Genomic DNA, 14,937 nt, shown 5'->3' on the forward strand with positions numbered 1-14,937 from the left:
CCGGTGAGGACGCCCCGGCCGTACGGCGGAGTTCCCCGGCCGCACCCTCCCGCTCCCACCCCTCGTACGCAGGGCGACGGCACGCCGAAGGGGACCGGCCTCGGCCGGTCCCCTTCGTTCGCTGCCGGTCAGCCGACCGCACCGGGTGTTCCGCTCGGTGCGGTCGCGCTCAGGCTCAGCTGCAGCCGCTGGTCGAGCCGCAGCCCTCGCAGATGTAGCAGGAGCCCGCACGCTGCATCTTCGTCCCGCACGAGAAGCACAGCGGCGCGTCCGCACTGATGCCGAGCTGCATCTCGACCAGTTCGGCCGAGGTGTGCGCGGTCCTGGGCGCGGGCTTCTCCGCGACGTTCGCCGACGCGGTCGGGGCGACCGCCTGCAGCGGCTCCGAGGCCACCGGGGCTGACTGGGCGAGGCCTTCCAGGTCCTCGTCGCTGAACGCGGGCTCGTACGATCCGGTGTCGAGGTGGCGCTGACGCTCCTCGGCCGAGTGGATGCCGAGCGCCGAGCGCGTCTCGAAGGGCAGGAAGTCGAGCGCCAGCCTGCGGAAGATGTAGTCGACGATCGACTGCGCCATCCGCACGTCCGGGTCGTCCGTCATGCCGGCCGGCTCGAAGCGCATGTTCGTGAACTTGGAGACGTAGGTCTCCAGCGGCACGCCGTACTGCAGACCGACCGAGACGGCGATCGAGAAGGCGTCCATCATGCCCGCGAGGGTGGACCCCTGCTTGGACATCTTCAGGAAGACCTCGCCGAGACCGTCGTCCGGGTAGGAGTTGGCGGTCATGTACCCCTCGGCGCCGCCCACCGTGAAGGAGGTGGTGATGCCGGGGCGGCCCTTGGGCAGACGCTTGCGGACCGGGCGGTACTCGATGACCTTCTCGACCGCCGCGCGCAGGGTCTCCTCGGCCTTAGCTGTGACCGCGTCGGCGACGGACGGCTCCTTCTCCTTCGTCTTCGCGGAGAGGGGCTGGCCGACCTTGCAGTTGTCACGGTAGATCGCGAGCGCCTTGACGCCCATCTTCCACGCCTCGAAGTAGACCTCTTCGACGTCCTCGACGGTGGCCGTCTCCGGCAGGTTCACCGTCTTGGACAGGGCGCCGGAGATCCACGGCTGGATGGCCGCCATCATCCGGACGTGCCCCATGGCCGAGATGGAACGCTCGCCCATGGCGCAGTCGAAGACCTCGTAGTGCTCGGTCTTGAGGCCGGGGGCGTCGATCACGTTGCCGTGGTCGGCGATGTGGGCCACGATCGCCTCGACCTGCTCCGGCTGGTAGCCGAGCCGGCGCAGCGCCTGCGGGACGGTGCCGTTGACGATCTGCATCGAACCGCCGCCGACGAGCTTCTTGAACTTGACCAGCGCGAGGTCGGGCTCGAGACCGGTGGTGTCGCAGGACATGGCCAGACCGATGGTGCCGGTCGGGGCGATGACCGAGGCCTGGGCGTTGCGGAATCCGTTCTTCGCACCGAGACGGATCACGTCCTGCCAGGCCTCCGTGGCGGCGGCCCAGACCGGCGAGTCCAGGTCGTCCATGCGGACGGCCACGGCGTTGGCGTCGGAGTGCTGCTTCATGACGCGCTGGTGCGGCTCGGCGTTGCGGGCGTAGCCGTCGTACGGGCCGACGACCGCGGCGAGCTCGGCGGAGCGGCGGTAGGACGTGCCGGTCATCAGCGAGCTGATGGCACCGGCGAGCGCGCGGCCGCCGTCGCTGTCGTACGCGTGGCCGGTGGCCATCAGCAGCGCGCCCAGGTTGGCGTAGCCGATGCCCAGCTGGCGGTAGGCGCGGGTGTTCTCGCCGATCTTCTGCGTCGGGAAGTCGGCGAAGCAGATGGAGATGTCCATCGCGGTGATCACGAGCTCGACGACCTTGGCGAAGCGCTCGGCCTCGAAGGACTGGTGGCCCTCGCCGTCATCCTTGAGGAACTTCATCAGGTTCAGCGAGGCGAGGTTGCACGAGGTGTTGTCCAGGTGCATGTACTCGCTGCAGGGGTTCGAGCCGTTGATGCGGCCGGACTCCGGGCAGGTGTGCCACTGGTTGATGGTGTCGTCGTACTGGATGCCGGGGTCGGCACAGGCCCACGCGGCTTCCGCCATCTTGCGGAAGAGGGACTTGGCCTCGACCTCCTCGATGACGTCGCCGGTCATCCGGGCGCGCAGTGCGAACTTCCCGCCGGCCTCGACGGACTTCATGAACTCGTCGTTCACGCGGACCGAGTTGTTGGCGTTCTGGTACTGGACGGACGTGATGTCGTCGCCGCCCAGGTCCATGTCGAAGCCCGCGTCGCGCAGGGCGCGGATCTTCTCCTCCTCCTTCACCTTGGTCTCGATGAAGTTCTCGATGTCGGGGTGGTCGACGTCGAGGATGACCATCTTGGCCGCGCGACGGGTGGCGCCACCGGACTTGATCGTTCCTGCGGAGGCGTCGGCGCCGCGCATGAAGGAGACCGGGCCGGAGGCGTTCCCGCCGGAGGAGAGGAGCTCCTTGGAGGAGCGGATGCGGGAGAGGTTCAGGCCGGCGCCGGAGCCGCCCTTGAAGATCATGCCCTCTTCCTTGTACCAGTCGAGGATCGACTCCATGGAGTCGTCGACGGCCAGGATGAAGCAGGCCGAGACCTGCTGCGGCTGGGGCGTGCCGACGTTGAACCAGACCGGGGAGTTGAAGCTGAAGATCTGGTGCAGGAGGGCGTAGGCCAGCTCGTGCTCGAAGGTCTCGGCGTCGGCCGGGGACGCGAAGTAGCCGTGGTCCTCGCCGGCCTTCCGGTACGTCTTCACGATCCGGTCGATCAGCTGCTTGAGGCCGGTCTCGCGCTGCGGCGTGCCGACGGCGCCGCGGAAGTACTTGCTGGTGACGATGTTGACCGCGTTCACCGACCAGAAGTCGGGGAACTCGACGCCACGCTGCTCGAAGTTGATCGAGCCGTCGCGCCAGTTGGTCATGACGACATCACGGCTCTCCCACGCGACCTCGTCGTACGGATGCACGCCGGGGGTCGTGTGGACGCGCTCGATGCGCAGGCCCTGCTTGGTCGCAGTCGACTTGGCGCCCTTGGTTCGGGAACCTCGCGCCGGGCCGCTCGCCGTCTCTGTCATGCCGCCTCCCATATGTGGGCAAAAACGCCCTGAAGTGCCCAGTTCTTCCCAGGGCACAGTGTGTGTCTGATGTTCCGGACGTCACGCACGGCGTCACGGAACAGGTCTGGTGCCGCCCACGGCCGGCTCCGCCGCTCCCGGCGGCCGGCTCCGTGGTCAATCAGCGGCGACTGCGGCGGGGGCGGGGACCTCGTGGGTCTCCTCGCTCCCGCATTGCTCTGCGGGTGGCCGCTGCCGGCGGAGCTCCGCGATGGCGGCCTCGAAGTCCTCGAGCGAGTTGAAAGCCCGGTACACCGAGGCGAACCGCAGGTACGCGACGAGGTCGAGTTCCTGGAGGGGGCCGAGTATGGCCAGGCCCACGTCGTGGGTGGTCAGCTCGGCACTCCCCGTGGCCCGCACGGCCTCTTCGACGCGCTGGCCGAGCTTCGCCAGCGCGTCCTCGGTGACAGGGCGGCCCTGGCACGCCTTGCGGACCCCCGAGATGACCTTGGTACGACTGAAGGGCTCGGTCACGCCGCTGCGCTTGACCACCATCAGCGAGCAGGTCTCCACCGTGGTGAAGCGGCGGGTGCAGTCGGGGCATTGCCGGCGCCGGCGGATCGACGTCCCGTCGTCCGTCGTGCGACTGTCCACGACCCGGCTGTCGGGGTGCCTGCAGAAGGGGCAGTGCATCTCTCCGAACCCTCCTTCACAGCACGACCGAATAGCCCTCCGTGCCCTGTTCAGGGCCCCTGAGGACGGTCACCAGCATAGGCGATGAACCACGCCCCGTCCGACCGGGGACCACTACTTGTGGGTGGCGACAGCCATGCAACCACTACATCTAGGGTTTTACTCCGCTCCCGCTCTCCGCGCGTGTCGCGCCGCCGGGAGGACCGGAGGGCCTCCTGCGGCCCGGCACGAGACTACGGGACCGGACCGGGGGCAGGCCCTCGGGGGCGTGCCGCGGCCGACGGGGCCGGGAGCCGCACGGCCAGGACCGGGACGCCTCCGCACCCTCGGGCCCGAACCCGCCCGCCGGGGCCGCACCGCCGGGGGCTAGCGTGAGCCGCGGGAATGCGATCCGGCTTTCAATCACGACCCACGGCACCACCTCATACACCTCTCGGCAATCCCGTGACAGCCCTTTATTTGTTTTTCACTCGAACGTGTGTTTGGCGCAACCTTTCGAAAGCTACTACCGTTGGCTAGCTAGGGAGACCATTCGAGAGGGGCCGACGTGACCACCACCGCAGACAGTGCCACCATCACCGCCCATGACCACCGCTCCCAGAGCCGACGTGAGCCGGTGCATGCCATGAATGACTCAGTCATGAACGCGGAGGGGGCAGAGCCCGCGCGGCCTGCGCGCTCGCTGCCCGGCCGCCCCCCGGGCATCCGGGCGGACAGCTCGGGGCTCACGGACCGGCAGCGGCGTGTGATCGAGGTGATCCGGGATTCCGTGCAGCGACGGGGATACCCCCCGTCGATGCGCGAGATCGGCCAGGCCGTGGGACTCTCCAGCACGTCCTCGGTCGCCCACCAGCTGATGGCACTCGAACGCAAGGGCTTCCTCCGCCGGGACCCTCACCGGCCGCGTGCGTACGAGGTCCGGGGCTCGGACCAGCCCAGCACGCAGCCGACCGACACCACGGGTAAGCCCGCGGCCTCGTACGTGCCGCTGGTGGGCCGGATCGCCGCGGGCGGGCCGATCCTCGCCGAGGAGTCCGTCGAGGACGTCTTCCCGCTCCCCCGCCAGCTCGTCGGTGACGGAGAGCTCTTCGTGCTCAAGGTCGTCGGTGACTCGATGATCGAGGCGGCGATCATGGACGGCGACTGGGTCACCGTCCGTCGCCAGCCGGTCGCGGAGAACGGCGACATCGTCGCCGCCATGCTGGACGGCGAGGCCACGGTCAAGCGTTTCAAGCGCGAGGACGGCCATGTGTGGCTGCTCCCCCACAACGCCGCCTATCAGCCGATCCCCGGTGACGAGGCGACCATCCTCGGCAAGGTCGTGGCGGTGCTGCGGCGGGTCTGAGCTCCGCCGGTCAGGACTGGGCCCCGGGACCTCTGCGCCGGTCCCGGGGCCCTGACGTGTCCGCACACCCGCACCCGGAGGTGGCAGGCCCGGGGACCGGAGCCGTGGCGCCCCGGCAAGGACCGCACCGGTCCGCGGCGCGCCGGGCCGTCCTGAGCCGGCCGCGCCCGTGCCTGCGGTGGAGCGGGTCCTGCACGAGTCCTGCGGTGGAGCGCTCGGCTCCTCGGCGTCAGTCCGTGCTCCGGGCCGCCGCGTCGATGGCCGCGAGCGAACGCCGCGCCTGGTTGCGGTCCGTGGTGTACCAGAAGTCGGGCAGCGAGGCTCGCAGGTAGCTCCCGTAGCGGGCGTTGGCCAGCCGGGGGTCGAGGACGGCGACCACCCCCTTGTCGCCGGTGGCGCGGACGAGCCGTCCCGCGCCCTGCGCCATCAGCAGCGCCGCATGGGTGGCCGCCACCGCCATGAAGCCGTTTCCGCCGGCCTCCTCGACCGCCTTCTGGCGGGCGCTCATCAGCGGGTCGTCGGGCCGGGGGAACGGAATCCGGTCCATGATCACGAGCTGGCAGCTGGGGCCCGGGACGTCGACGCCCTGCCAGAGGGACAGCGTCCCGAAGAGACAGGTCTCCGGGTCCGCCGCGAAGTTCTTGATCAGCTCTCCGAGCGTCTCCTCGCCCTGGAGCAGGATCGGCTTGTCCTGCCGGCCCCGCAGCTCCTCGGCCGCCGCCTGGGCGGCCCGCATCGAGGAGAACAGGCCCAGCGTGCGGCCACCCGCCGCCTCCACCAGCTCGGCGAGCTCGTCGAGCATGTCGATCCGGGAGCCCTCCCTCCCCGGCGTCGCCAGGTGCCGGGCGACGTACAGGATGCCCTGCCGCGGATAGTCGAAGGGCGATCCGACGTCCAGGCCCCTCCACTGCGGGACGTCGTCGCCCGCCGTGCCCTCGGGGGCGAGCCCGAGCGAGGCTCCCACCCCGTTGAAATCGCCGCCGAGCTTGAGGGTGGCCGAGGTCAGCACCACCGAGCGGTCGGCGAAGAGCTTCTCCCGCAGCAGCCCGGACACCGACAGCGGTGCGACCCGCACCGACGCGCCGAAGCGGTCGTGCCGCTCGTACCAGACGACGTCGTACTCGGAGCCCTGCGTGAGGCGCTCGGCGACGCTGTGGATGGACTCGACCGACGCCATCGCCTGCTTGCGCACCGCGTCCTCGTCCTGGACGGACTTGTCCCGGGTGCCGCCGAGGGCCGTGATGACCGTGCGGGCGGCGTCCCGCAGGGCCATCAGCGCGTAGCCGAGGTCCTCCGGGACCTCTTCGAGGCGCCCTGGGAGCGCCAGCTCCAGGACCCGCTCGAACCCCTCCGACGCCGTCATCAGGGCGTCGGCCGCCTTCTCGTTGACCAGCTTCGCCGCGCGGCGCACCGCCCGGTTCACCTGGCCGGGGTTGAGCTCGCCGGTGGCGACCCCGGTGACCCGGGAGACCAGCTCGTGGGCCTCGTCCACGATCAGCACCTCGTGCTGGGGCAGCACCGGGGCGCCCTCGATCGCATCGATCGCGAGCAGCGCGTGGTTGGTGACCACCACGTCGGCGAGCTTGGCCCGCTCCCGGGCCGCCTCGGCGAAGCACTCGGCGCCGTACGCGCACTTGGTGGCCCCGAGGCACTCGCGCGAGGAGACCGAGATCTGGGACCAGGCACGGTCCGAGACACCCGGTGTGAGGTCGTCCCGGTCGCCGGTCTCCGTCTCGTCCGACCAGTCGCGCAGGCGCAGCAGGTCCTGGCCCAGCTTGCTCGACGGCGCCGCGGCCTCGAACTGGTCGAAGAGCCCCTCTTCCTCGTCCTGCGGCGCGCCCTCGTGGAGCCGGTGCAGACAGAGGTAGTTCGACCGGCCCTTGAGCATCGCGAACTGCGGCCGGCGGCACAGCAGCGGCTGCAGCGCGTCGACCGTGCGCGGGAGGTCCCGCTCCACCAGCTGGCGCTGGAGCGCCAGCGTCGCCGTGGCCACCACCACCCGCTCGCCGTGGGCCAGCGCGGGCACCAGGTAACCGAGCGACTTGCCCGTCCCGGTGCCGGCCTGGACGAGCAGGTGGGCGTTGTCGTCGACGGCCCCGGCGACGGCCTCGGCCATGGAGACCTGGCCGGGCCGTTCCGTACCGCCGACGGCGGTGACGGCGGCGTGCAGGAGCTCGGAGAGAGATGGCTTCGTCATAGCCCGTCCACCCTACGGCGCCCCACCGACAGCGTCGGCCGGTACCGGACTCACACGGAGGGGTGGAGCGGGTTGGGGACGGTCCCGTGGACCGCGGCGTGCGGGCGCTCGGAGCGGTCCCGGTAGCCGTCCATGTGCAGACGGTTCCGGTTGAGGCACAGGCGCTCGATGGTGGGCGTCAGCATGTCGAACATCTCGAACCGCTCCTTGAGCTCCGGGAAGCGCGCGTGGTGCCTCAGGATCTCCGCACGGACGAGTGACCAGAATTCACCCTCGGGGACACCCAGTTGCTCCTGGCAGAGCGGGGACAGATAGCGGAAGACGCCGACGAACAGCCCGGAGTGGATGAACTGGGTCAGGAAGGAGGGTTCCTCGGTCAGCAGGACGGCGCGCACGTCCGCCGGCATCGCGTCGTGCTCGGGCAGCCGGCGGGCGCTGACGTTGACGTCGTCGACGAAGTCCTTGATCGCGAGGCGTACCGGCACGTCGTGCTCGTCGAAGACGACGATGGCGTTCTCCCCGTGCGGGGAGAAGACCGTGCCGTAGCGGTAGAGGAAGTGCAGCAGCGGCGGCAGCAGTGCGGCGAAGAGCCGGGTCAGCCAGGCGTCGGGAGTGAGCCCGGAGCGGGTGACGAGCTCGGCGGTGAAGGCGCGGCCGTCCGGATCCGTGTGCAGCAGCGAGGCCAGCGTACGGGCGCGTTCGCCCGGTGCGAGCCGCGGCTGGAGGGGTTCCCGCCAGATCGCCCCGAGGATCTCCTTGAACTGGTAGGGCGTCTCCGGGAGGTGGTCGTAGAGCGGATGCTCGACGGCCACCGAGGCGACCTCGCCGAGGAGGATGACGTCGCACGTGTCGCGGAGGAACGGATCGTTCGCGCACAGGCCCTGGACCCAGGCGGTGACGGCCGGGGCGGCGAGGGTGCGTTCGGTCGGCAGGCCGCGCCAGACCAGCGTGTTCAGGATGGAGAGGGGCAGCTTGACCGAGTGCCGGTCGGGGTGCGTCACATTGGTGAAGGTGCGGATGGACTGCTGCGGCAGCCGGTGGTCGCCGTCGGTGTGCAGGGGCACGATGTCGCCGTCCGCGATCGCGGGGGCGAAGAGCGGGACGACCCATGCGTCCCACTGCCACGGATGGACCGGCAGGAACAGGTAGTCGCCGGGGTCCAGACCGCGTCCGCGCAGGATCGCGGCGAAGGACTCCCGGACCTCCGGGTCGAGTTCCAGGCCGTAGAGGTCGTCGGGGGTGGTGACCCGGCCCACTCCCCGGTAGCCCGCTATGCGGGTGCTGACGGCGATCCAGGGCAGGGGGACGGCGTTCCGGGCCTCCGGTGCGTAGCGGGCGGCGTCGGAGGCGGAGAACCCGATGCGGCCCTTGTTCGCCACGAGCCAGGGGTGTCCGGTCTGGTGTCCTTCGAGCTCGGCGTAGGGGAGTTCGGCGAGCCGGGCCGCGCCGAGCGCGGTGCGGTCGAGGCGGGTGTCCGCGGTGAGGGTGGCGGTCAGCTCGCGGACGAGGTGGCCGAGCGTGGCGCCGTCGAGGCCCAGCAGGCGGCGGCCGCGGGTGAGGAAGCGCAGCGGGTCGCGGAAGGGGATGCCCTCGCCGCCCCGGCCCTCAGGGCCTCCGGCGGGGATCTCGCGGACGGTGGCGGGGTCGACGCGCCAGCTGCCGTAGACGCCGCGTGCGGCGTGGAAGACCAGGGTCGCGCCGTCGTCCAGGCGCACGGCGTAGCCGGTCCTCCCCGGCCCCTCGTCGGTCAGGGCCGCGGGCTCGATGACCTCCTCGTAGGCGAACTCACCGAGCATCTTGGCGAGGAGCCTCGCCGCCGCCCGGTCCCAGGCGGTGCGGTCGAGTTCCGGTGTGTCGAACGGGGTGTGTGGCTCCGGCTGCGGGTGATGCGCGGGATATGTGGGCACGGTGACTCCTTCGGGTGGGACCGACGGGGTGCGAGCGGGGTGTGCGGTGCGGCGGTTCGTTCACAGGAATGCGCGGTGGGCTCGGTCCCGGACCATCAGGGCGGCTCGCTTGTCGGGAAGGTCCACCTCCGCGCAGAAGCGGAAGCCGGCGCTCAGGAAGGCGGACACGGAGGGGGTGTTCCGCAGGTCCGGCTCCGCGACGACCCGGTCGCACCGGGCGCGGTGGTCGAGCACGAGATCGGCCACGGCCTTCAGCAGGACGCTCCCGATGCCGCGTCCGCGGTTGCCCACGCCGCCGATGAGGAGGTGGACCCCCATGTCGTGCGGCCGTGCCGGGTAGTGACGGGCCAGCGGATCGAGGTCGGCGCGGTAGATCTCCCAGTAGCTCATGGGGACACCGTCGAGGACGCCCAGGCAGGGGACGCTGCGGCCGTCCCCCGCGAGCTGGCGTCCGAGGTGCGCGGCGGTGACCGATTCGGGTCCGGCGAGCTCCCAGAAGGCGGCGACCGCGGGATCGTTCATCCAGCGGCTGATCATCGCCAGGTCGCGCTCCGCGTCCACCGGGACCAGACGGAACTCCCCTGCGGAGGTGGCGACCGGGCGCCACCCCGCGGGGTCGCCGACGAGAGCCCCGGCGTCGGCCCCCGGAGCCGGGGCCGGGGCCGCGAGGGCGTCACCGAGCAGGGCCAGGAGTTCCTCGGTGAGCCGCAGCTCCAGGGTGTCCTCGGTGCCGGTCGCGTCGGGCGGGTCGCCGCCGTTCGCGGTGGGGGCATCGGCGTGATGCACCGTGGCGCTCTCCTCTCGTGGATTCAGACGGTCATGCCGCGGCACCGCGGAGCGGGTTGGCGATGGTGACGTACACGGACTGTGTGTCGACGGGTCCGACCAGCTCGTCCAGGCCGTGCATCCGGGTCAGGAGGTTCGCCTTGCAGCGCAGCTGCCCGGTCTCCAGGAGGTAGGCGGGCAGCGGGGAGCCCAGCGGGACGGCGCTTTCGAGGAAGCGCCGGAAGGCGGCGAGGAGCAGTTGCTCGTCGGCGAGCCGCTGGGCGCCGAACGCCCCGATCAGCCCGAACACGTTGTTGATGCCGAGGTAGTAGGCGAGCCGTTCGTCCGTGACCGCGTCCGAGACGAAGGTGTCGCTGACGGCGCCGATGCCCGGGAGCCGGGCTTCGAGCGCCGGCCGGTGGGACTCCCGGAAGTAGTAGCCCTGGTTGTCGCGGTAGCGGCCGCCGGCGGGCCAGCCGTCCGCGTCGAGGAGGACGAGCGTGTTCTGCTGATGGGCCTCCAGGGCGACGCCCGCGTGCGCGTCGAGCCAGAGGACGGGGAGGACCACGCGGTCGAGGTAGCGCAGGAACCACTCGGCGCTCACCGCTCCGGTCGTCCTGCCCGTGCGGGCGGCCAGCGACTGGACCGTGTCGGCGAGCCGAGAGTGGGTGCCCGGCCGGTCGGGCCACGGGCGGGGGGCGGTGAGCCCGGCGATGCACACGGCGTCGTCGGCCGGGCCGAACGGATTGTGGCGCAGCATCACGTCGAGGCCGGGGACGGGCCCGCCGTCCGGGTGGTCGACGGCCAGCCACGCGGGGTCCCTGACGATGTCGAAGGACGGGTGCGCCTTCCGCCACCGGTCGGCCAGTCCGGTGCGCAGCAGCCGGTGGACCTCGGCGCCGCGGTGCAGTTCCTTGCGGAGGTTCTCCCGGCGGGAGTTGGTGATCCGCACGCCCAGCGACAGCTTCAGCATGAGGTCGGAGCCGGGGCGGTGCACGGTGCGGACGGAGGAGGTGGGGTGCCAGTGCTCCCCGTGCGGGCCGAGGTCGTGCAGCAGGCCCTTCTCGCGCAGTGCGACGACGTCGGGGCGGCGCAGGACCTCCGCCGCCTGCCAGGGGTGCAGCGGGAGGGGCGTGCTGCCTTCGGGGAGGCTGAGGCCCGCGGTGTGGGGGGCGAGGAGCGCCTCGGCCGGGACCGTCCGGCCGGCCTTCGTCCAGGTCGATTCCGTGACCAGCACGGAGCGGTCGACGGCCATCCAGTGGAGGGGGAAGGAACCGCGCAGCTCGGGCGAGTAGAGGCGGGTCTCGGACTCGGAGAGTCCCTCGCGGCTCTTCGGCGTGGGGTGCAGCGGGTGGCCGAGGACGAGGGACTGCTCGGCGGTGAGGAAGGGGTCCGCCCCGGCCGGGGCGCCGGGTGCGCGGCGCCGGTCCTCGATGAAGGCCGCCGTGTGCCGTACCGAGTCGGCGACCCGCACCACCAGATCGGCGCCGGGGCTGTGCTCGCCCTCGCGGCCGAGCAGGGCGGCCACGGTGACGGCGTCCGCCTCCGGGGCGTCCGCGGGCGCGTTCTCCAGGACGGGGGCGCCGAAGCGGTGCCAGCCGGTGGCGGACCAGTGGGTGACGGGGACGATCAGTGCGGTGCCGCTCGCGGGGAGGGGGATGCGCAGGGTGCTTCCCTGCGGTCGGGGCAGGTCGTTCTCCCTGGTCCAGCAGCGCAGGAGGTTCTCCGTGCCGGCCGAGTCGGCGGCCCGGAGCGGATCCGGGTGGTCGAGCGGATCCGGGTCCGCGGCACAAAGCCGGTCGGCCGGGGCGCCCGCAGCGGTCCGCGGGACGGCCTTCTGGCGCGGGACGGTCGTCGGTTCGACGGCGAGCGCGCCCTCCGTCAGGTCGGGTCCTCGCTGCTCGCTGGGGAGGGGGCCGTCGGCCTCGGGTGCGGGGGTGGGGTTCACGGGAGGGTCTTCCTTGTGGGGGGCCGGGATCAGCGGTTCGGACCGTCGGCGGCGCGGCGGCGGGGCGCGCGCTCGGCCGCTCTCAGCGCGTCGGCGAGGCGGTCGACGACCGCTGTCGCCTGGTCGTCGGTGAGGGTCAGGGGCGGGAGCAGCCGGACGACGGCGTCGTGGCGGCCGCCGAGTTCGACGATGAGGCCGCGGTGCAGGCATTCCTGCTGCACCGCCGCGGCGAGCGCCGGGTCCGGCGGCGGGGCGGAGGCGTTTCCGCTGGTGGCGTCGAACGGCCCGGCCTCCGGGTCGACCAGCTCGATGCCGACCATCAGTCCGCGGCCCCGGACGTCGCCGATGCTCGGGTGGTCCGCGCTCAGCGCGCGGAGCCCTGCGAGCATGCGCGCGCCCAGCGTCCCCGCACGTTCGGCGAGTCCGTTCTCGCGCACGTACGTGAGCGTCGCGGCGCCGGCCGCCATGGCGAGCTGGTTGCCCCGGAAGGTGCCCGCGTGGGCGCCCGGACGCCAGAGGTCGAGCTCCGAGCGGTAGACGACGACCGCGAGGGGCAGCGAGCCGCCGATGGCTTTCGAGAGCACCATCACGTCGGGCACGATACCGCTGTGTTCGACCGCCCAGAAGGTGCCGGTCCTGCCGACCCCGGTCTGCACCTCGTCCGCGATCAGGGGGATGGAACGCTCACGGGTGATCTCCCGCATCCGGCGCATCCAGCCGTCCGGGGCGGGATTCACCCCTCCCTCGCCCTGGACCGGTTCGAGGATCATGGCGGCGGGCGCGGGTACACCGCCCTTGGGGTCGTCCAGGAGGTACTCGGTCCAGCGCGCGGCGATGTCGGCGCCTTCCTCCCCGCCGGTGCCGAAGGGGCAGCGGTAGTCGTGCGGGAAGGGCAGCCGCGTCACGCCGACGTCCGGGGCGCCGCCCGACGCCGCCAGGGCCCCGGCGGTCATCCCGTGGTAGGCGCCGGTGAAGGCGAGGAGCCCGCTGCGGCCGCTCGCCGCCCGGACGAGCTTGAACGCGGCCTCGACGGCGTCCGTGCCCGCGGGACCGCAGAACTGGATCCGCGCGTTGTCGGCCAACTCCTTGGGCAGGGTGGAGAACAGCTCGGTCGTGAAGGCGTCCTTCACGGGCGTGGCCAGATCCAGCACGTGCAGCGGCGCACCGGAGTCGATGACCTTCCTGACCGCTTCCAGCACGACGGGGTGGTTGTGGCCGAGGGCCAGGGTCCCGGCGCCCGAGAGGCAGTCGAGGTAGCGCCGTCCGTCCGCGCCCTCGATGGTCATGCCCCGCGCGCGCACCGGCACGATCGGCAGGGACCGTGCGTAGGTGCGGGCGGCCGATTCACGGAGTGCCTGACGGCGCAGGATCCCCTCGTGCGCAGGCGGGCGTTCCACCGGAGCTGGTTCGGTCACGGCCACGGCTGTTCGGTCCTCCCGCTGTCACGGCTGGGGTGCCCTGCGCACGGTCCGGCGAGGGCGGACCGCGCCGATGAACGCCGTCCGTGTGTCCCCCGTACGTACCAACGACGCCGAGGGCGGGGGATCACGGGTACATCGGAAGATCCTTGCGCAGGCGGAACCGTGGACCTGCCGTACGCCGTCCCTCTCGGCACCGGCATAGTAGGGGCGGCACCCGGGACGGAGCGGCTCCTGCGCGCATGTGCCGCTGCGGCGACTCCGCGCCGCGCGCTCCGAGTCCGCAGTGCAGTACCGACGTCAGTGACGAAGTCCCAGGGGGATCACCAGATGCGACCCATGCGCCCGAACGACACCGCGGACCGCGGGAGGAGCGCCCGTCGCACCCCCCGGGTGCTCGCCGCAGCCGCCCTCGCCGCTGTCCTGACGCTCACCGCCTCCGCCTGCGGGCCGGAGGAGGACGGCGCGACGGACCGGTCGAGCGGTTCCACCGGCCAGTCCTCCGACGGGAAGGTCACCGTCCCGGACGAGCTCAAGGACCGGCTCAAGGAGCGCGGGATAGACCTCGACCAGTGGCGTGACGGCGAGTGGAAGAACTGGGACAGGGACACCTGGCTGCGTGAGGCCAGGGACTACGTCAACCCCATCATCGAGGACCTCTGGGACCCGGAGCGGATGCGGAAGGCCGACAAGCCCCCGGAGAACCCCGTCGACAACGACATCTCCGGCGACGAGGGCGTGACGGACCCGACGCCCGAACCGGTGCAGGCCGCGGCCCTGGACACGCCGTACCACGACAGCGCGCCGGCGTCCGGCAAGCTCCTGTTCGACGGCCCCGAGGGGTCGATGGTCTGCTCCGCGACCGTGGTGCAGGACCCCGCCCACCCGGGCAGGTCCAACATGGTCTGGACGGCCGGGCACTGTGTGCACGCGGGCAAGAACGGCGGCTGGTACCGCAACATCGCCTTCGTGCCCTCCTACAACGACAGCGGCCTGTCGACGGCTGAGCTGCAGAACGCCTCCAAGGAGCAGATCGCTCCGTACGGCGTCTGGTGGGGCCAGTGGGCGCAGACCTCCGACCAGTGGATCAACCAGGGTGCCGCGACCGGCGGTCAGGGAGCCCCGTACGACTTCGCCGTGCTGCAGGTCGCCCCGGAGAAGGGATCGACGGGCAAGTCCCTGGAGGAGACCGTCGGTTCGGCCCTCCCGGTCGACTTCAACGCCCCGGCGGTCCCGGAGATCGCCGGCATGACGGCGACCGGCTACCCGGCGGCACCTCCGTACGACGGCCAGAAGGCGCTGCAGTGCACCGATGAGCCGGGCCGGCTGGCCGTCTTCGAGAAGCAGCCGACGATGTACCGCATCGGGTGCACCATGACCGGTGGCTCCTCCGGTGGCGGCTGGGTCGCGAAGGGGCAGGACGGCAAGCCCGCCCTGGTCTCCAACACCTCCATCGGCCCGGTGACGGCCGGCTGGCTGGCCGGTCCGCGCCTGGGCAAGGAGGCCCAGGGCGTCTACGAGGCCGTGAGCAAGAAGTACGCGGGGCGGTAGGACCGCGGTTCCGGCCCCGGGCGCGGCGCAGACCGTGCCCGGG

Annotated in this window: 9 protein-coding genes; 2 read left to right on the forward strand and 7 right to left on the reverse strand. The window is 71.8% G+C overall.

The features are described from left to right. Positions 1–175: 175 nt before the first annotated feature. Together ABZ172_RS26255 and nrdR are read right to left on the reverse strand one after the other, a co-directional pair. Entirely contained in the window at positions 176–3,091 is a 2,916-nt protein-coding gene (locus ABZ172_RS26255; protein ID WP_356887115.1) for a vitamin B12-dependent ribonucleotide reductase, read from the reverse strand. Positions 3,092–3,247: 156 nt separating this feature from the next. Beyond that, the gene (nrdR, locus tag ABZ172_RS26260) at positions 3,248–3,763 is read right to left on the reverse strand and encodes a transcriptional regulator NrdR (RefSeq protein WP_356887117.1); all 516 of its coding nucleotides are present in this window, start codon (positions 3,761–3,763) and stop codon (positions 3,248–3,250) included. Between the two features lie 547 nt (positions 3,764–4,310). On the opposite strand from nrdR, the gene lexA reads away from it, so the two are divergent. Then, positions 4,311–5,108 (forward strand): transcriptional repressor LexA, encoded by a 798-nt coding sequence (lexA, locus tag ABZ172_RS26265; protein ID WP_356887119.1) that lies wholly within the window; start codon positions 4,311–4,313, stop codon positions 5,106–5,108. Between the two features lie 229 nt (positions 5,109–5,337). Here the strand turns inward: lexA and ABZ172_RS26270 are convergent, their stop codons facing one another. The 5 genes from ABZ172_RS26270 to ABZ172_RS26290 are packed head-to-tail and all read right to left on the reverse strand — an operon-like array spanning position 5,338 to position 13,346. After that, on the reverse strand, positions 5,338–7,305 hold the full coding sequence (locus ABZ172_RS26270) for an ATP-dependent DNA helicase (RefSeq protein ID WP_356887121.1): 1,968 nt from the start codon (positions 7,303–7,305) through the stop codon (positions 5,338–5,340). A gap of 50 nt (positions 7,306–7,355) precedes the next feature. After that, the gene (locus ABZ172_RS26275; RefSeq protein ID WP_356887123.1) at positions 7,356–9,212 is read right to left on the reverse strand and encodes an IucA/IucC family siderophore biosynthesis protein; all 1,857 of its coding nucleotides are present in this window, start codon (positions 9,210–9,212) and stop codon (positions 7,356–7,358) included. A gap of 60 nt (positions 9,213–9,272) precedes the next feature. Beyond that, a complete protein-coding gene (locus tag ABZ172_RS26280) occupies positions 9,273–9,998 on the reverse strand; it encodes a GNAT family N-acetyltransferase (protein WP_356887125.1) in 726 nt (241 codons plus the stop codon). A 31-nt stretch (positions 9,999–10,029) separates the two neighbouring features. Further along, complete coding sequence (locus ABZ172_RS26285) at positions 10,030–11,925, reverse strand: IucA/IucC family protein (protein WP_356887128.1); 1,896 nt, start codon at positions 11,923–11,925, stop codon at positions 10,030–10,032. A gap of 29 nt (positions 11,926–11,954) precedes the next feature. Continuing rightward, positions 11,955–13,346, reverse strand: a complete 1,392-nt coding sequence (locus ABZ172_RS26290) for a diaminobutyrate--2-oxoglutarate transaminase family protein (RefSeq protein WP_356887130.1) — start codon at positions 13,344–13,346, stop codon at positions 11,955–11,957. Positions 13,347–13,682: 336 nt separating this feature from the next. Here ABZ172_RS26290 and ABZ172_RS26295 point away from each other — a divergent pair, with 336 nt between their 5' ends. Continuing rightward, entirely contained in the window at positions 13,683–14,894 is a 1,212-nt protein-coding gene (locus ABZ172_RS26295; RefSeq protein ID WP_356887134.1) for a hypothetical protein, read from the forward strand. Positions 14,895–14,937: the final 43 nt, after the last annotated feature.

Source organism: Streptomyces sp. NPDC006296, assembly GCF_040613235.1.
In the GTDB taxonomy this organism is placed as follows: domain Bacteria; phylum Actinomycetota; class Actinomycetes; order Streptomycetales; family Streptomycetaceae; genus Streptomyces.

Excerpts from the sequence above, each read along its gene's own strand:
- ABZ172_RS26295 (WP_356887134.1), top strand. The coding sequence starts at position 13,683 with ATGCGCCCGAACGACACCGCGGACCGCGGGAGGAGCGCCCGTCGCACC.
- nrdR (WP_356887117.1), bottom strand. The coding sequence starts at position 3,763 with ATGCACTGCCCCTTCTGCAGGCACCCCGACAGCCGGGTCGTGGACAGT.
- ABZ172_RS26270 (WP_356887121.1), bottom strand. The coding sequence starts at position 7,305 with ATGACGAAGCCATCTCTCTCCGAGCTCCTGCACGCCGCCGTCACCGCC.
- ABZ172_RS26255 (WP_356887115.1), bottom strand. The coding sequence starts at position 3,091 with ATGACAGAGACGGCGAGCGGCCCGGCGCGAGGTTCCCGAACCAAGGGC.